Genomic DNA, 17,039 nt, shown 5'->3' on the forward strand with positions numbered 1-17,039 from the left:
GACCAGACGATCTTGTGACATGTGTCCCCACTTCGCCGATGAGCAGGGTCACGAGCTGTGCAGTTACCCGGGTACCCCGGTAGGGTAGGTGGACCGTCTGTTGATCTCTGGGGAGGTTGTGTGCTGGTCCTGGTGGCGGTCCATGCGCTCGCAGCCGTGGTCGCCCCGGCGCTGGTGCGCAGGTGGGGACCGCGGGCGCTGTACCTGGTGGCATTGCCCCCGGCCGTGACCCTGGGGTGGGCGTTGACCCACACCGCCCAGGTCCGCGGCGGGGACCCGGTGGTCGAGACGGTGCCCTGGGTGCCGCAGCTCGGTCTGGAGATCGCCCTGCGGATGGGCACCCTGAGCTGGCTGATGGTGCTGCTCGTCGGCGGCGTCGGCGCGCTGGTGCTGGCCTACAGCGCCCGGTACTTCTCCGCCGGCGACCCGGGGCTGGGACGCTTCGCCGCGGTCTTCGTCGCCTTCGGTGGAGCGATGCTCGGCCTGGTGGTCTCCGACGACCTGCTGCTGCTCTACGTCTTCTGGGAGTTGACCACCGTCTTCTCCTATCTGCTGATCGGGTACGACCCGGCCAAGCGCTCCGCTCGCCGGGCCGCCATGCAGGCGCTGCTGGTCACCACCCTCGGCGGTCTGGCGATGCTCGCCGGGTTCATCATGCTCGGCCAGCACGCCGGCACCTACCGGTGGTCCGAGGTCGCCCAGAACCTCCCCGACGGCGGCTACCTCGCCGTCGCCCTGGTTCTGGTGCTGCTCGGCGCGCTCAGCAAGTCGGCCATCTTCCCGTTCAGCTTCTGGTTGCCGGGGGCGATGGCCGCGCCCACCCCGGTCAGCGCCTACCTGCACGCCGCCGCCATGGTCAAGGCCGGGGTCTTCCTGGTCGCCCTGATGGGACCGGCGGTCGCCGGAGTCGCCTCGTGGCGCACGATGCTGCTGGTCGGCGGCCTGATCACCATGTTCCTCGGCGCCTGGGCGGCACTGCGGCAGGTCGACCTCAAGCTGCTGCTGGCCTACGGCACGGTCAGCCAACTCGGTCTGCTGATGGTGGTGCTCGGTGCCGGCACCCGGGACACCGCGCTGGCCGGCGTGGCGATGGTCCTGGCCCACGCGCTGTTCAAGGCCACCCTCTTCCTCGTGGTCGGGATCGTCGACCACGTCACCGGCACCCGCGACCTGCGCGAGCTCAGTGGCCTCGGCCGTCGGCTACCCGCCCTGGCGGTGGTGGCCACGCTGGCGGCCGCCTCGATGGGCGGTCTGCCGCCGATGGCGGGTTTCGTGGCCAAGGAGGCGGCCTTCGAAGGCTTCCTGCACGGCAGCGGAGCCGACCGGATCGTACTGGTGGGCCTGGTCCTCGGCTCGGCGCTGACCGTGGCGTACACGTTGCGGTTCCTCTGGGGCGCCTTCGCCGCGAAGCCCGGCGTCGCGCCGACCGAGCCGGGCCGGCTCGACTGGGCGTTCCTGACCCCACCGGCGTTGCTCGCGGTGGCCGGCCTGGCCACCGGGGTGCTCGCGCCCGCGATCGACCAGGTGCTGGCCCCGCACGCCGACCAGTACCCGAGCACGGGTGAGGGCTACCACCTGGCGCTCTGGCACGGGCCCACGCTCGCCCTCGGCCTGTCGGTGCTGGCGGTGGCCGGCGGTGCCGGGCTGTTCTACCTGGTCTACCGGTACCGGCTGCACCCCGCGCTGCGGCTGCCCTTCGACGGCGCCTCGGTCTACCAGCGGGTCAACAGCGGGGTGGACCGCCTGGCGGTGGAGCTGACCGGTGCCACCCAACGTGGTTCGCTGCCGTTCTACCTCGGTGTGATCCTGGTCGTGCTGGTGGTCCTGCCCGGCGGTGCCCTGCTGGCCGGCAGCCCCTGGCCGACGAACTTCAAGCTCTGGGACACCCCGTTGCAGGCCGTCGCCGCCGCGGTGATCATCGTCGCGGCGATCTCCGCCGCGCGGGCGCTGCGCCGGCTGACCGCGATGATCCTGGTCGGGGTCGCCGGGTACGGCACCGCGCTGCTGTTCATCCTGCACGGCGCGCCGGACCTGGCGCTCACCCAGTTCCTGGTGGAGACCGTCACCATCGCCATGTTCGTGCTGGTGCTGCGCCGACTGCCGGCGAAGTTCTCCGAGCGTCCGATCCGGGCCAGCCGACGGGGTCGCATCGCGATCGGCGTCGCGGTGGGCGCGGTGACCGCCGGCATGGCCTACGTCGCGGCGGCCAGCCGGCAGGCCATTCCCATCTCGGTCGACTTCCCCGGCGAGGCGGTCTCCTACGGCGGCGGTAAGAACGTGGTCAACGTGACCCTGGTCGACATCCGGGCCTGGGACACCATGGGTGAGATCGCCGTGCTCGTGGTGGCCGCCACCGGGGTGGCCAGCCTGATCTTCCGCCGGACCCGGGAACTCGACCAGCGCAAGGGCATCCCGCACGCGCGGGCCGCGGCGGAGTCCGCCGGGCCGCGCTGGCTGCGGACCGGCGCCGGGGGAGACCTGCGCCGCCGGTCGATCATCCTGCAGGTGGTCACCCGGCTGCTGTTCCACGCCATCGCGCTCTTCTCGGTCTATCTGCTCTTCTCCGGCCACAACGCCCCGGGTGGCGGGTTCGCCGCCGGGTTGGTCGCCGGTCTCGCGCTGGCCGTGCGGTACCTCGCCGGCGGGCGCAAGGAGCTGAACGCCGCCGCGCCGGTGGACGCCGGTGCGCTGCTGGGCGCCGGCCTGTTCATCGCGGTGGGCACCGGCCTGACCGCGCTGCTGCTGGGCGGGGAGTTCCTGCAGACCGCGGTGCTCGACCTCTACGTACCCGTGCTCGGCAAGGTCCACTTCGTCACGTCGGTCTTCTTCGACGTCGGGGTGTACCTGATCGTGGTCGGGCTGGTGCTGGACATCCTGCGCAGCCTGGGCGCGGAGATGGACCGGCAGAGCGAGGCGGAGCAGGCCGACTCACGGACGAAGGAGCTGGTATGACCCCGAACCTGACCTACGTCCTCGTGGTCGGTGTGCTCTTCGCCGCCGGCGTGACCCTGCTGCTGGAACGCAGCCTCACCCGGGTCCTGATGGGCGTCATCCTGCTCGGCAACGGTGCCAACCTGCTGCTGCTCACCGGTGGCCAGGCCGGCGGGGCACCGATCGTGGGCACCACCCCGGAAGACGAGATGAGCGACCCGCTGCCCCAGGCGATGGTGCTCACCGCCATCGTCATCACCCTCGGCATGACCGCCTTCCTGCTGGCGCTGGCCTACCGCAGCTGGCACCTGGTCGGCCACGACGAGGTGCAGGACGACGTGGAGGACCGCCGGATCATGGAGCTCGCCGACCGGGACGAGGGGCCCGGCACCGCCGACGTCGGCGAGAGCGACGAGGACGACCTGGACGTACTCGACCCGATCGGTGACGGCAACGACCGGCGGTCGACCGGCGGCACCGACCGCCCGACGGCAACGGCGACTGGCGACGCCCGGAGGCCCGGATGACCTACCTCGTTCCCCTGCCGGTGGTGATGCCGCTGCTCGGTGCGGCCCTCACCCTCCTGCTCGCCGGCCGTCCCCGGGCGCAACGGCTGGTCAGCCTCACCGTGCTCACCGCCACCGTCGCGGTGGCCGCGATGCTGCTGGTCCAGTCCACGCTCAACGGGCCGCTGGTGGTGGCGGTCGGCGGCTGGGCCGCGCCGCTGGGCATCGTGCTGGTCGCCGACCAACTCGCCGCGCTGATGCTTGTCGTCTCCGCCTCGGTGACGCTCTGCGTGCTGATCTACTCGATCGGGCAGGGTATGGCCGACGGCGACGAGGAGACGCCGATGTCGGTCTACCACCCCACCTACCTGGTGCTGACCGCCGGAGTCTGCAACGCGTTCCTCTCCGGCGACCTGTTCAACCTTTACGTCGGCTTCGAGATCCTGCTGGTCGCCAGCTACGTGCTGCTCACCCTGGGCAGCACCGAGAACCGGATCCGGGCCGGCACCACGTACGTCGTGGTCAGCCTGCTCTCGTCGTTGATCTTCCTGGTCGCGATCGGCCTGGTCTACGCCTCGACCGGCACGCTGAACCTCGCCCAACTGGTCGACCGGCTCGACGCACTGCCGGACAACCTACGGCTGGTGCTGCAGGGCATGCTGCTGCTCGCCTTCGGCATCAAGGCCGCGGTCTTCCCGCTGTCGGCCTGGCTGCCGGACAGCTACCCCACCGCGCCGGCACCGGTCACCGCCGTCTTCGCCGGCCTGCTGACCAAGGTCGGCGTGTACGCGATCATCCGGACCGAGACGCTGCTCTTCCCGGGTGGGCGCGCCGCCGACCTGCTGCTGGTCGTGGCGCTGTTGACAATGGTGGTCGGCATTCTCGGCGCGGTCGCCCAGTCCGACATAAAACGGTTGCTGTCCTTCACCCTGATCAGTCACATCGGCTACATGCTCTTCGGGGTGGGGCTGGCCAGCACCATCGGGCTCTCCGCGGCGATCTTCTACGTGGTCCACCACATCACCATCCAGACCACCCTCTTCCTCGCCGCCGGGCTGGTCGAGAGACGCGGCGGCAGCACCGCCATGGACCGCCTGGGCGGGCTGGCCCGACTCTCGCCGCTGCTCGGGGTGCTGTTCTTCGTCCCCGCGCTCAACCTGGCCGGCATCCCACCGTTCTCCGGCTTCCTCGGCAAGGTCGGCCTGATCCAGGCCGGAGTCGCCGACGGCGGCCCGCTGGCCTGGGCGTTGGTCGCCGGTGGTCTGCTGACCAGCCTGCTCACCCTCTACGCCACCGCCCGGGTGTGGAACCTCGCGTTCTGGCGGGCACCGCACCCGGACATGCCCGGTCCGCAGGACACCGTGCACACCAGCCGCTCCGAGGGGGCCATCGAGCCCGACCAGGAGCCGGAGTCGTCGTACTCCGGGGCGATGATGCCCCGGCTGATGGTCGCCCCGACCATCGCCCTGGTGGTGCTCGGGCTGGCCTTGACGGTGGTGGCCGGCCCGCTCTTCGAGGTCAGCACCGACGCCGCCGACGACCTGCTGCGGCGCGTACCGTACGTGGAAGCCGTCTACCCGGGGGGTACGCCGTGAGCCCCGAACCGACCACCGCGCGGGAGCAGATCGACGAGCCGAACCCGCCGCTGACCCCCCGGGACAGCCGCCGTAACCGGTTGGTGGCACTCTTCGGGCTGGTCGCCGTCTGGGTGCTGCTCTGGGGCACGCTCAGCTGGGCCAACATCATCGGTGGCCTGGTCGTCGCACTGGTGGTGCTGGCCGTGTTCCCGCTGCCGCCGGTGAAGTTCTCCGGCCGGATCCGACCGGTACCGCTGCTGCGGTTCTGGCTACGCTTCCTGTGGGACCTGGTGGTGGCCAGCGTGGAGGTCGCCTGGTTGGCGTTCCGGATCGGGCACACGCCGCAGAGCGCGATCATCGCGGTGCCGCTGCGGGTCAACTCGGACCTGAACCTCACCCTCACCGCCGAGGCGCTGTCCCTGGTGCCCGGTAGCCTGATCCTCGAGGTCGACCCGAGCACCGGCACCCTCTACGTGCACGTCATCAACGTGCGCGACATGGACGAGGTGGAACGGTTCCGCCGCAGCGTCCTGGAGCTGGAGGCCCGGATCGTCGCCGCCGTCGGCTCGCCGGAGGAGCAACGTCTGCTGGCGCTGCCACCCCCACCCCTCGCCCCGGCGTCCGCCGCGGATCCCTCCGCCGTCGACGCCGCCGGTGCCGAGCGCACCGGTGCGGGTCCCGCTGGTGCGGACTCCGCCGACGCCGATTCCTCCGATGCTGATGTTTCCGCCCCCGCCGATGCGGAAGGAGCCCCCAGATGACCGTGGTCGCCGTGATCGTCACCGTCCTGCTCGCGGTGGCCGGTGCGCTCACCCTGTTCCGGCTGATGCGTGGACCGTCCACCCTCGACCGGGCGGTCGCCACCGACGTGCTGCTGGCCGTCATGGTCGCCGGCATCGCGATGAGGGCCGCGTACAGCCAGGACGCCACCTCACTGCCGGTGCTGGTCGTACTGGCCATTCTCGGCTTCGTCGGCTCGGTCAGCGTGGCCCGGTTCGCCCCCCGGAAGAACGAGAAGCGATGAACGGGCGTCGCGGGCGAATCACCGCTGCCGTTGGTCCGTGCCGGCGTTCGCCGTGGCAGGGTGGCGGTCTGGGCGAGCGAGCCGCCGACGCCGCGGGCCATGCCGGTGTCGAGCGTAGCGAGGTGACGGTATGAGCGTCGACGCCGTCCTCGACATCGCCGCCGCGGTCTTCCTGATCGCGGGCGCGGTGCTCTGCCTGGCCGCCGGAGTTGCCCTGGTCCGGTTCCCCGACCTGTTCTCCCGGATGCACGCGGCGGCCAAGCCGCAGGTGCTCGGCCTGCTGCTGGTGCTGATCGGCTGTGCGCTGCGGCTGCGTAGCGGAGTGGACATCACCACCCTCGTCCTGGTCGGCGTGTTCCAGCTCGCCACGGCACCGGTGGCCGCCCACATGGTCGGTCGGGCGGCCTACCCGGACGAGCAGACCCGGTCGGACCTGTTGCTCACCGACGAGTTGGCCGGTCACCTCGACCGGATCACCCAGCACCGTCAGGACGACCCCACCCCCTCCTGACCGTTGTCCCGCACGGCCCCTGCCCGCAGCGGGGGTGCGGTCGGAACCTCGCCTGCTGACTGCGTCACCCCGGCTCGTCCCGGGCTCCCGGCTGCCCGGTCCGTCCCGGCGACGGCGGCCGGGTGAGGTGCCGGGTGGCGAGTGCCGGGTGGCGAGTGCCGGGCCTGGACGGGGTGGTTGATCGACTCGGTTGTGCCGATGTGGCGGTATCGAACTGCCTCGGACACCGCCATTTCGGCACAACCGAGTCGATCAAGGCTGGTCCGGAGGCTCGGTGCGCCCCCGGCCTTGTGTGTTCCCGCACTCCCGCGCTTCTCCGGTCGCACATCCCGCGCTCCTCGGCTCCGCGCCCCTGCGCCGTTGTGCCCCTTCGCTCGTGTGCTCTTCGGTCCGGCTGTCCTTGCGCCCCTCGGTCCGGCGTCCCGGGCGTTTCCCGGGCCTTGCGCGCTTTCCTGTTGCCTGGCGGCCCGATCTTCGTCAAGCCCATCAGGGACCCGGCCTGTCCCAGTTGCGCCGACTGCCCCGCGCACTGAGCGCCGGCTCCTGTGAGAGGGGTGACCCTCTCGACCGAATGCGTTAACAGGGGGCCCTTCCTTACCCCGGGGTGGAACGGGGGTTCGCCTGGTGGATCGGGGTTTCTTGACCAGTTGGCGCGTGGGTGGGTACGGTGCAGGAACGCCGTTCCTATCAACGGAACAGGCCGCCGGCTCCTCCGGTCGGTGAACGTGACGAGAGTGGGATCGAGTGGGCGGGCAGGAGTCACGCAGCCGACGGGTGCTCGACGGTATCCGCGTCCTCGACGTGTCGACGATCCTGGCTGGTCCGATGACCTGCCAGATCCTCGGCGACTTCGGTGCCGACGTGATCAAGATCGAGCATCCGCGGCACGGCGACGGCATGCGGGGCCACGGTTTGGCCAAGGACGGCGTCGGCCTGTGGTGGAAGATGATCAGCCGCAACAAGCGCACCGTCGGGCTGTACCTCGGTGACGCCGAGGGGCAGGACGTCTTCCGTGAGCTGGTGCGTACCGCCGACGTGGTGGTGGAGAACTTCCGCCCCGGCACGCTGGAGAAGTGGGGCCTGGGCCCGGAGCGGCTGCGGGAGCTGAACCCGGGCCTGGTGCTGCTGCGGGTCACCGGGTTCGGCCAGACCGGGCCGTACGCGGCCCGGCCCGGGTTCGGCACCCTCGCCGAGTCGATGAGTGGCTTCGCCCACCTGACCGGTGAGCCGGACGGCCCGCCGACGCTGCCCGCGTTCGGCCTGGCCGACTCGATCGCCGGGATCACCGGCGCGTCGGCGGTGATGATGGCGCTCTACGCCCGGGCCACCGGCGACGGTCGCGGGCAGGAGATCGACCTCGACATCCTGGAACCGATCATGACGGCGGTCGGCCCGAGCGTCATCTACGTCGACCAGCTCGGGGTGGTCCAGCAGCGTACCGGCAACCGGTCGCTGAACAACGCCCCCCGCAACACCTACCGCACCAGCGACGACCGGTGGGTGGCCATCTCCACCTCGGCGACCTCGATCGCCGAGCGGGTCATGACGCTGGTCGGGCATCCCGAGGTGATCGCCGAGCCGTGGTTCGCCACCGGCGGCGGCCGGGCCGCCCACGCCGACCAGCTCGACTCCTATGTGGCCGACTGGATCGGCGCGCGTACCCGGGACGAGGTCTCCGACGCCTTCGCGGCGGCCGGCGCGGCGGTGGCCCCGGTGTACGCCCCGGACGAGCTGCTCGACGACCCGCAGGTACGCGCCCTGGACATGATCACGAAGGTCGACGACCCGGAGCTGGGCAGCATCCGGATGCAGAACGTGCTGTACCGGATGGCCGGCACCCCCGGCGAGATCCGTTTCACCGGCCGGCCGATCGGGGCCGACACCGACGAGGTGCTCGGCGACGAGCTGGGCCTCGACGCGGACCGGTTGGCCGAACTTCGACAGCGGGGAGTTGTGCGATGACCGTGGAGACAGTGCTGGCCGAGCGCGGGGGTGACCTGCTGCTCGACGCCGTCCTGGCCGGAGTGCGGGTGTTCGACCTGGGCCGGCCGCTGCGGATCGGGATGCCCCAGTCGCCGAACCACCCGCCGTTCTGGCACACCCTGCCGCGCCGGCACGGCGACAGCTACCGGGCCGACGGGATGTCCGCCGCCAACGACCTGATCTCGATGGGCACCCACGTGGGCACCCACATCGACGCGCTGGCCCACGTCGCGGTCGACGACCGGCTGCACGGCGGTGGCGACGCGAAGCAGGCCCAGACCGGCGGCCGGTTCGACTCCGGCGCGATCGACCAGCTGCCCCCGCTGGTGGGGCGGGCGGTGCTGCTGGACGTGCCGGCGGCGCTCGGCGTGGCGACGCTCGAACCGGCCTACGAGATCACCCCGGCCGACCTGGACCGGGCCGTCGAGCGGCAGGGCACCCCGGTACGACCGGGCGACGTGGTGCTGATCCGCTCCGGGTGGGGCAGCCGCTACGACGACCGGGACGCCTACATCGGCCACCACACCGGGGTACCCGGGGTCGGCGAGGCCGGCGCACAGTGGATCGCCGCCCAGCGGGCCCGGCTGGCCGGTGCGGACACCATCGCCTTCGAGCGGCTCAGCGCGGGGGCGGGGCACGCCCTGCTGCCGGCCCACCGGGTGCTGCTGGTCGAGCACGGGATCAACCTGATCGAGGCGATGGCCCTGGAGGAGCTGGCCGCCGCCGAGGTGCACGAGTTCACCCTGATCCTGGCCCACCTGGCCATTGTCGGCGCCACCGGCAGCCCGGTCCGCCCGCTCGCGGTGGTCGGCGCGTGACCGCCACCCAGAACCAGCCGGCCACCGGGCAGGCCACGGCCACCGGGCAGCACACCCCGGACCAGTCGGCCGCGACGCTCGGGCGGCAGCTTGCCGAGTTCGCCGCGGCGTACGGACCGGGCGGGCGACCCCTGCCCGAGGCGGTGACCCGCAGCGTGGCGCAACGCGTACTGGACATCCTCGGCATCGCGGTCGCGGCCACCAGCCTGCCGACCAGCGCCGCGGTGATCGAGCTGGCCCGTGAGCGCGGCGGCCGGCCGGCGGCGCGGGCGATCGGGCTGACCGGTCGGGTGCCGGCCAGCGAGGCGGCCCTGGTGCACGGCGTGCTGGCCCACTCGCTGGACTACGACGACACCCACCTGCCGTCGGTGCTGCACCCCAGCGCCAGCGTGGTGCCGGCCGCGCTCGCCGCCGGCGACGAGGTCGACGCGGACGGCGCGCAGGTCACCGCGGCGATCGCGGTCGGCCTGGAGATCTGTGTCCGGGTGGGGATGGCCGGCTACGACCGGGCCTCCGGCGTCAACAGGTACTTCGAGCGGGGTCAGCACGCCACCTCGCTGTGCGGGGCGCTCGGCTCGGCCGCCGCCGCCGCGAAGCTGTACCGGCTGGACGCCGACGGGATCCTGCACGCGCTGGGCATCGCGGCGAGCATGGCCTCCGGGATCATCGAGGGCAACCGCACCGGCGGTACGGTCAAGCGGATGCACTGCGGCTGGGCCGCGCACGCCGGGGTCTGGGCCGCGCAGTTGGCCCAGCGCGGGTTCACCGGGCCGGAAACCCTGTTGGAGGGCCGGTTCGGGCTGTTCCAGGCGTTCCTCGGTGGCGAGTTCGACGCCGAGGCGGTGACCGAGGGGCTTGGTCGACGCTGGGAGGTGCCGGGGATCTTCTTCAAGCCGTACCCGGCGAACCACTTCACCCACGCCGGCATCGACGCGGCGATCGCGTTGCGCGAACGCGGCCTGCGGGCGGCCGACGTGGCCGCCGTGGAACTCGGGGTGCCCACCGCGACGGTCCGCACCATCGGTGAGCCGCTGGCGGTCAAGCAGGCCCCGGAGACCGGGTACCAGGCGCAGTTCTCCGGCCCGTACACCATCGCGGCGGCGCTGCTCGGCGGTGGTGGGCTGGGGCTCGGCCTGGACGACTTCACCGACGAGCTGGCCCGTGACCCGGTGCGCCGGGAGCTGATGGGACGGGTCACCGTGGTCGCCGACGCGCGCTGCGACGCGATCTTCCCGAACCAGTTCCCGGCGGTGCTGCGGGTACGCACCCACGACGGCACCTGGCTGGAGGAGGCGGTGCTGGCCAACCGGGGCGGTTCCGAGCGGCCGCTCTCCGACGACGAGGTGGCCGGCAAGTTCCGGGACAACGCCGCCCGGGTGCTGCCGGCCGAGCGGGTCGAGGCGATCGCCGCGGCCGCCCGGGCGCTGCCCGACGCACCCAGTATCGACGACCTTCTCGGCGCGCTGACCGCCGCCGACGGTGTTCCACGATGAGGAACGACTACGGTGCGAGCGTACGATTCCGTGCGCCGCGCCCGCGAGGACGCGGGTCGGATCCGGTCGTGGAGGGGCTTCCAGTGAGCGACACCAGCAAGACGATTCTCACCGTGGGTCGGGCGATGGACGTGCTGACGCTCTTCACCGAGCGCAACGAGTCGACCCTCGGGGTCACCGAGATCTCCAAGGCGCTCGGGTTGTCCAAGGCGGTGGTGCACCGGATCCTGTCGACCCTGCTGGAGAAGGACTTCATCCAGATCGAGGCACAGACCCGCCGGTACGCCCTGGGCCCGGCGGCGTTGAAGCTCGGCCTGACCTACCTGGACGGCATCGACGTACGCCGGCTGGCCCAGCCGATCCTGCACGAGCTGGTGGCGGCCACCCAGGAGACCTCCACGCTCTCCATCCGCAGCGGCTGGACCCGGGTCTACATCGACCAGGAGACCCCGTCGACCGACATCCGGATGTCGGTGCAGCTGGGCCACCCCTACCCGCTGCACGCGGGCTCGTCGTCCAAGGCGCTGCTGGCCTTCCTCGACCCCGACGAGCAGGAGGCGTACCTGTCCAGCGGGCCGCTGCAGCGGCGTACCCCGAGCACCATCACCGACCCCGACGAGCTGCGCACGGAGCTGCGGCTGGTCCGGGAACGGGGCTACGCCCGCTCGCTGGGCGAGCGGCAGGAGGACGCCGCGTCGGTGGCCGCCCCGGTCTTCGACCACCGGGGTACGCCGATCGCCGCGGTGAGCGTCTGCGGGCCGCTCAAGCGCTTCGAGCCGAAGATCGACGCCGCCGCGCAGGCGCTGCTGGAGGCGGTACGCAAGCTCTCGGCCCAGCTGGGTCACCGGGAGAACGGGACGGCGCCGCCGATCGGGCGGTGAGGCCGTAGCACGGGGGCGAGGGCCCCCGGGAAGGGATCGTCGGTGCCGGTGCACTCCACGCTCGACCTCTCGGGCGACTCGTTGCTCTACGCGGATCCCGCCGAGGTCCAACGGCTTCGTGATCCGCTCGTCGCCGAGCAGGTCCAGCTGCTCGCCCGGCACCATCCCTACTACCGGCAGGTCCTCGCCGGTGGCGACCCGGGGCAGGTGCGGGGCGTGGCCGACCTGGACCGGCTGCCGGTCACCGGCAAGCAGGACTTCCTGGCCGACCCGGAGGCGTTCCGGTTGGCCCCGCCGGACCGGCTGCCGGTGGAGGAACGGACCCTGGCGTACCTGATCTACACCACCGGCACCACCAGCGGCGCGCCCGCCCCGCTCTACATCACCACCAGCGACGACTGGGCGTACCTGCTGCACGCCCGGCGCTGTGCCCGGATGCTGGGGCTGGAGAGCACCGACGTGATCGCCAACCTGTTCCCGCTGACGCCGTTCCCGATGGGGGCGCGGATCCGGGCCGACCGGACGGCGGCGGCCGTCGGGGCCAGCATCTTCCAGGGCCACACCGGCCGGGGCAGTGCGGCGTGGCCGGTGCACCGGCGGTTGGACGAGGCGATCGACCTGGTGCTCGCGCACCGGGCCACGGTGCTCTGGGGGGTGGCCGGCTTCGTCCGCCGGGTGCTCATCCGCGCCGCCGAACGGCAGCTGCGGCTGCCCAGCGTACGGTGGTGTTTCGTCACCGGGGAGGCGACCAGCGACGCCGGCCTGGACGACCTGCGGGCCCGGTTGTCGGCGGTAGGCGCGCCGCAGGCGAGGGTGGCCAACCGGTACGGCTCCACCGAGGGCTGGAGCATGATCGCCTGCGCGGACGGGCACGGCTGGCACAACCCGACCCCGGAGCTGGTGCACCTGGCGGTGGTCGATCCGGTCACCCACCAGCCGCTGCCCGACGGGGAGACCGGGCTGCTGCTGATCAGCCACCTGCGGGCCCGGGGCACCGCCTTCCTGCGGTACGCCGTCGGCGACCTGGTGGCGCTCACCCGGCAGACCTGCCCGTCCTGTGGGCGTACCGCCGAGCGGATCGTCTCCCAGCCGGTGCGGACCAAGGACCTGGTCAAGGTCAACGGCACCCTGGTCAACCTCGGGGTGCTCGGCGACGCGCTGGTGGACCTGCCCGGCGTCGCGGAGTACCGGGTGATCCTCGACCACCGTCAGCCGGGTGACACGTTCTCCGGTGACGGCATCCTGGTGGAGTTCGCCCCGGTCGCCGGGGCCGACCCGGACCCGGTGGCCTCGGCGGTGCGCGAGCGCATCCGCGAGCTGGCCCACCTGACCCCGCAGGTACGGGTGGCCGCCGCCGACGAGATCTACGACCCGGCGGCCGACGCCAAACCCCGCCGGCTCATCGACCGGCGCCCGACCGGCTGAGCCGGCTTCCGCGCAGCACCCGAAGGAGACTCAAGTGCCCACAGGCGCGATAGACGTGGTCGTCAACCCGTACACCCCCGAGATCGTGGCCGCCCGCCCGGGCTGGAGCAAGGACTTCCTCGGTCGCAAGATCGGGGCGGGGGACCGGCTGCCCGGCGTCACCACCGAGGACTACCTGGCGAAGATGGACCGGGCCGGCATCGAGCGGTCGTTCCTGATCGCCGCGAAGCTCGGCCCGGTCACCGACGTCAACAGCTTCCACCTGCAGATCGAGGTGGTCGCCGAGATGGTGGCCGCGCACCCGGACCGGTTCAGCGGCCTGGTCGGGCTGGACCCGACCGCCGGCATGGCCGAGCTGCGGCACCTGGAACGGGCGGTCACCGAGTACGGCTTCGTCGGGGCGCACTCCTACCCGCACTGGTTCGGCCTGCCGCCGGACCACCGGCGGTACTACCCGATCTACGCCAAGTGCGCCGAGCTGGACATCCCGATCCAGCTGCAGGTGGGCCACTGCCTGCGCTACGACGACGCCCGGCCGCTGCGTAGCGTGGGCCGCCCGATCACCCTGGACACGGTGGCCTGCGAGTTCCCCGAGTTGAAGCTGGTGGGGATCCACATCGGCTGGCCGTGGACCGAGGAGATGATCGCGGTCGCCTACAAGCACCCGAACGTCTACATCGGGGTCGACGCGTACGCGCCGAAGCACTGGCCGGAGACGCTCGTGCACTTCATGAACACCTTCGGCCGGGAGAAGGTGCTCTTCGGCACCGACTACCCGGTGATCGACCCGGAGCGGGCCATGCGGGAGTTCGCCGAGCTGGGGTTGCGCGCGGAGTCGGCGGCGGCGGTGCTGCGCGACAACGCGCTGCGCCTGTACGACCTGCCGACCACCTGACCGACGCACGTCTGGTCGCCGGTGGGCTCAGGCCCGGCGGCGGGTGGTCAGGTAGGCGGCGGTGGCGAGCGCGGCCACCATGGCGGCGGCGGCGATTCCGCTGACGCCGAAGGCGGCCATCGGCCCGACCGCGCCGACCAGCACCGCACCGATCACCGGGCCGGTGGCCTGGCCGAGGCGGGACGAGGCCGACCAGGCGCCGATCAGCGCCCCCCGGCCGGTGATCTGCTGCCGGGAGACGTGGTGCAGCGCGGCGTTGTAGGCGCAGCCCACCCCGACCCCGAGCAGCAGGGTGCTGAGCACCACCACCCAGAGCGCGGGCGCGGCGGCGGCCAGCAGCAGGGCGGCGGCGCAGAGGCCCAGGCCGGCCAGGGCGGTGTGCCGGTCGGCGAGCCGGCCGGCCAGCACCGCCAGCATCGCCGAGGCGGCCAGGCTGCCGATGTTGCCGAGGCCGACGAAGACGCCCCGGGCGGCCAGTGGCACCTCGAACACCCGTTCCAGGGCCAGCGGGAGCACGGCGGCGGTGGTGCCCGACATCAGCACGATGGTGACCGTGGTCAGGCAGAGGGCGCCGAGGGCGGTGCCGAGGGTGCCCTGCCGGCGCAGGTCCGGCAGGACGCGTGGGGAGCCGCCCCGGGTGGTGGCCTGGCCGGGGGCCAGGCCGAGCACCCGGATGGTCGAGGGGACCAGCAGGATCCCGACGGCGTAGGTCCAGAACGCGTTGCGTGGGTCGCCGAGGCTGGCCACGAACCCGCCGACCACCGGCCCGAGGGTGCTGGCGGTGGTCAGGACCAGGGTGTTCACCGCCAGGGCCCGTTGCCGGCCGGCGCCGGTGAAGGTCTCGGCGATCACCGTGGGCGGGATGGTCAGCAGGCCGGCGAAGCCGATCCCCTGCACCACCCGCAGGGCGACCGCGACGCCGAACGAGTCGACAAGCGCGCAGGCGGTGCCCGCGCAGACGAACAGCAGCAGGCAGAACAGTGCCATCCGGCCCCGGCCGACCCGGTCGGAGAGGCCCCCCAGCAGCACGGTCAGGGCGATCCCGGGTACCGCGATGACGCCCTGGAGCAGTCCGACGGCGGCCTCGTCGACCTGGTAGGCGGCGGCCAGTTCGGCCATCGCCGGGGCGAGCATTCCGTAGCCGGAGGAACCGACCGCGGAGAGCGCGGTCACGGCGAGCAGGGCGCCGGTGCCGGGTGGTCGAGATGACACGAAATCGATCCATTCAGCGGAACGGCGTTTCGCTGAACGTACCGCATGGGCTGCTCACGAGTCCATAACGGCACCTCAGGGCCGTTGACACTCCCGGCGAGCCGCGCTTAGTGTGCAGAAACGCTGTTCCGCTTGGCGGATCGCACAGCCTCAAATCTCTTGGAAGAGAGGTCCCGGGATGAGTCCGAAAACGGGAGTTCTCGGCCGGCTCAGGGCCCTGCGGGTGCCTGCGTTGGTCGGAGTGATGGCCCTTTTGGTCACTGCCTGTAGTTCGTCCAACGGGGATAACGAGCCCGATTCCGCCCCCGGCGAGGCGGGCGCGGAGATCGTGGTCGGGGTGGGAGTCATCAACCCCGACCTCGACGCGTTCTCGGCCACCTCCCCGCCCCGCTCCTACTACACGTACCCGGTCTGGTCGTTGCTGACCCGCGTCGACACCACCGACGAGGGTGCCGAGATCGTTCCCGGCGTCGCCGAGTCCTGGACCCGGGTCGACGACCTGACCTGGGACTTCAAGCTGCGCCCGGATCTCAAGTTCCCCAACGGCGAGCCGGTGGACGTCGCCGCGGTGATCTACTCCACCGAGTTCATGCTCGACCCGAAGAACGAGTCGGGTGTCCGCGGCAAGCTCAGCATCATCAAGACGGTCACCGCCGTCGGCGACGACACCGTCCGGATGACGATGGACGTGCCCGAGGCGATCCTGCCCCGGCTGCTCGGCGCGATGCCGATCGTGCCGCCCAAGATGCACCAGGAGATGGGGGCGAAGGCGTTCAACGTCGCGCCCATCGGCACCGGGGCCTTCATGGTGGAGAAGTTCGTGCCCGGCCAGGAACTCGTCCTGGTGCCCAACCCCAACTCGGCGCACGGCGAGCCGAAGCCCGCGAAGATCACCTTCAAGGTGATCGCCGAGGACGCCGCCCGGGTCGCCGCGCTGCGCTCCGGCGACGTGGACATCATCAGCAAGGTCCCGATCGACGCCATCAACTCGCTGCAGTCGAACAACATGAAGATCTACGACGCGGTCGAGCCCCGGACCTACACCCTGGACCTCTACACCGAGAACGGGCCGCTCAACGACAAGCGGGTCCGCCAGGCCATCGCCATGTCCCTGGACCTCGACGGTCTGGTGCAGGGCGTGATGGGCGGCAAGGGCCTGGTCGGCGAGGGACAACTGGCCCCGCAGTTCATGTCCGGCTACTGCGAGGAGGTCAAGCGCTGGCCGTTCGACCTGGCCGCCGCCAACCAGCTGATGACCGAGGCCGGGGTCTCCGGGCTGAAGCTGAAGTTCCAGACCTCCCAGGGCTTCATCCTCAACGACTCGCTGCTGGCCCAGGCCATCGGCGACATGATCGGCAAGCTGGACGCGGTCGACTCGGTGGAGATCGTGCCGATGGAGTTCTCCAACTACCTCGACGTCTACTACAACCGCACCCCGCGCGCCGACATCTTCGCCTGGGGCATGAGCAGCTCGCCGTTCGTGGACGCCTCGGTGCAGCTGGAGCGGCTGGTCAGCGACTACACGCCGCACAACATCGAGTACGCCAACCCGCAGTACGACGAGTGGTTCACCAAGCTGCGCTCGGCCGAGGAGGGCACCCCGGAACGGCAGCAGGCGGCCTGCGAGCTGTCGAAGATCTTCCGGGAGGACGTGCCGCAGGTCGCGGTGATGACCCTGCCGGACATCTGGGCCAGCGGACCGAACATCCAGGAGTTCAAGGTGGACCAGGCGGGCAACCCGGCCTGGGAGCTCATCACCCGGAGCCGGGGCTAGGGCGGAGCC

Annotated in this window: 14 protein-coding genes; 13 read left to right on the top strand and 1 reads right to left on the bottom strand. The window is 71.7% G+C overall.

The window, feature by feature from the left end; translation table 11 throughout:
- The first annotated feature begins 120 nt into the window (after window positions 1-120).
- The 12 genes from ACN28G_RS10585 to ACN28G_RS10640 all read left to right on the top strand — a co-directional run bounded on the left by ACN28G_RS10585 (window position 121) and on the right by ACN28G_RS10640 (window position 14,044).
- The gene (locus tag ACN28G_RS10585) at window positions 121-2,952 is read left to right on the top strand and encodes a Na+/H+ antiporter subunit A (protein WP_091438070.1); all 2,832 of its coding nucleotides are present in this window, start codon (window positions 121-123) and stop codon (window positions 2,950-2,952) included.
- On the top strand, window positions 2,949-3,458 hold the full coding sequence (locus ACN28G_RS10590) for a Na(+)/H(+) antiporter subunit C (RefSeq protein WP_421479001.1): 510 nt from the start codon (window positions 2,949-2,951) through the stop codon (window positions 3,456-3,458). The genes ACN28G_RS10585 and ACN28G_RS10590 overlap by 4 nt, the downstream gene beginning before the upstream one ends.
- A complete protein-coding gene (locus ACN28G_RS10595) occupies window positions 3,455-5,032 on the top strand; it encodes a Na+/H+ antiporter subunit D (protein WP_091438073.1) in 1,578 nt (525 codons plus the stop codon). The genes ACN28G_RS10590 and ACN28G_RS10595 overlap by 4 nt, the downstream gene beginning before the upstream one ends.
- The gene (locus ACN28G_RS10600; RefSeq protein WP_229688359.1) at window positions 5,029-5,775 is read left to right on the top strand and encodes a Na+/H+ antiporter subunit E; all 747 of its coding nucleotides are present in this window, start codon (window positions 5,029-5,031) and stop codon (window positions 5,773-5,775) included. Before ACN28G_RS10595 ends, ACN28G_RS10600 begins: the two co-directional genes overlap by 4 nt.
- A complete protein-coding gene (locus ACN28G_RS10605; RefSeq protein WP_091438076.1) occupies window positions 5,772-6,038 on the top strand; it encodes a monovalent cation/H+ antiporter complex subunit F in 267 nt (88 codons plus the stop codon). Before ACN28G_RS10600 ends, ACN28G_RS10605 begins: the two co-directional genes overlap by 4 nt.
- Before the next feature lie 130 nt (window positions 6,039-6,168).
- Complete coding sequence (gene mnhG / locus ACN28G_RS10610) at window positions 6,169-6,549, top strand: monovalent cation/H(+) antiporter subunit G (protein ID WP_091438079.1); 381 nt, start codon at window positions 6,169-6,171, stop codon at window positions 6,547-6,549.
- 744 nt (window positions 6,550-7,293) lie between these two features.
- The gene (locus tag ACN28G_RS10615; protein WP_091438084.1) at window positions 7,294-8,511 is read left to right on the top strand and encodes a CaiB/BaiF CoA transferase family protein; all 1,218 of its coding nucleotides are present in this window, start codon (window positions 7,294-7,296) and stop codon (window positions 8,509-8,511) included.
- Complete coding sequence (locus ACN28G_RS10620; protein ID WP_091438088.1) at window positions 8,508-9,350, top strand: cyclase family protein; 843 nt, start codon at window positions 8,508-8,510, stop codon at window positions 9,348-9,350. Before ACN28G_RS10615 ends, ACN28G_RS10620 begins: the two co-directional genes overlap by 4 nt.
- A complete protein-coding gene (locus ACN28G_RS10625) occupies window positions 9,347-10,843 on the top strand; it encodes an MmgE/PrpD family protein (RefSeq protein WP_421479002.1) in 1,497 nt (498 codons plus the stop codon). Before ACN28G_RS10620 ends, ACN28G_RS10625 begins: the two co-directional genes overlap by 4 nt.
- A gap of 83 nt (window positions 10,844-10,926) precedes the next feature.
- Window positions 10,927-11,724 (top strand): IclR family transcriptional regulator, encoded by a 798-nt coding sequence (locus ACN28G_RS10630; protein WP_229688357.1) that lies wholly within the window; start codon window positions 10,927-10,929, stop codon window positions 11,722-11,724.
- A 42-nt stretch (window positions 11,725-11,766) separates the two neighbouring features.
- Window positions 11,767-13,149, top strand: a complete 1,383-nt coding sequence (locus tag ACN28G_RS10635) for a phenylacetate--CoA ligase family protein (protein WP_421479003.1) — start codon at window positions 11,767-11,769, stop codon at window positions 13,147-13,149.
- Between the two features lie 34 nt (window positions 13,150-13,183).
- Window positions 13,184-14,044 (top strand): amidohydrolase family protein, encoded by an 861-nt coding sequence (locus ACN28G_RS10640; protein WP_421479004.1) that lies wholly within the window; start codon window positions 13,184-13,186, stop codon window positions 14,042-14,044.
- Between the two features lie 27 nt (window positions 14,045-14,071).
- Here the strand turns inward: ACN28G_RS10640 and ACN28G_RS10645 are convergent, their stop codons facing one another.
- A complete protein-coding gene (locus ACN28G_RS10645) occupies window positions 14,072-15,256 on the bottom strand; it encodes an MFS transporter (RefSeq protein ID WP_421479005.1) in 1,185 nt (394 codons plus the stop codon).
- Between the two features lie 337 nt (window positions 15,257-15,593).
- Here ACN28G_RS10645 and ACN28G_RS10650 point away from each other — a divergent pair, with 337 nt between their 5' ends.
- Window positions 15,594-17,030 carry an ABC transporter substrate-binding protein gene (locus tag ACN28G_RS10650; RefSeq protein WP_175440545.1) on the top strand — a complete coding sequence of 479 codons (1,437 nt, stop codon included), beginning with the start codon at window positions 15,594-15,596 and terminating at the stop codon, window positions 17,028-17,030.
- Window positions 17,031-17,039 lie beyond the last annotated feature (9 nt).

Origin of the sequence: Micromonospora sp. WMMA1923, assembly GCF_049179195.1 — a bacterium.
Lineage (GTDB): Bacteria > Actinomycetota > Actinomycetes > Mycobacteriales > Micromonosporaceae > Micromonospora > Micromonospora yangpuensis.

What these genes read in the sequence shown, in the direction of transcription:
- ACN28G_RS10620 (WP_091438088.1), top strand. Translation starts at nt 8,508, where the DNA reads ATGACCGTGGAGACAGTGCTGGCCGAGCGCGGGGGTGACCTGCTGCTC.
- ACN28G_RS10605 (WP_091438076.1), top strand. Translation starts at nt 5,772, where the DNA reads ATGACCGTGGTCGCCGTGATCGTCACCGTCCTGCTCGCGGTGGCCGGT.
- mnhG (WP_091438079.1), top strand. Translation starts at nt 6,169, where the DNA reads ATGAGCGTCGACGCCGTCCTCGACATCGCCGCCGCGGTCTTCCTGATC.
- ACN28G_RS10590 (WP_421479001.1), top strand. Translation starts at nt 2,949, where the DNA reads ATGACCCCGAACCTGACCTACGTCCTCGTGGTCGGTGTGCTCTTCGCC.
- ACN28G_RS10595 (WP_091438073.1), top strand. Translation starts at nt 3,455, where the DNA reads ATGACCTACCTCGTTCCCCTGCCGGTGGTGATGCCGCTGCTCGGTGCG.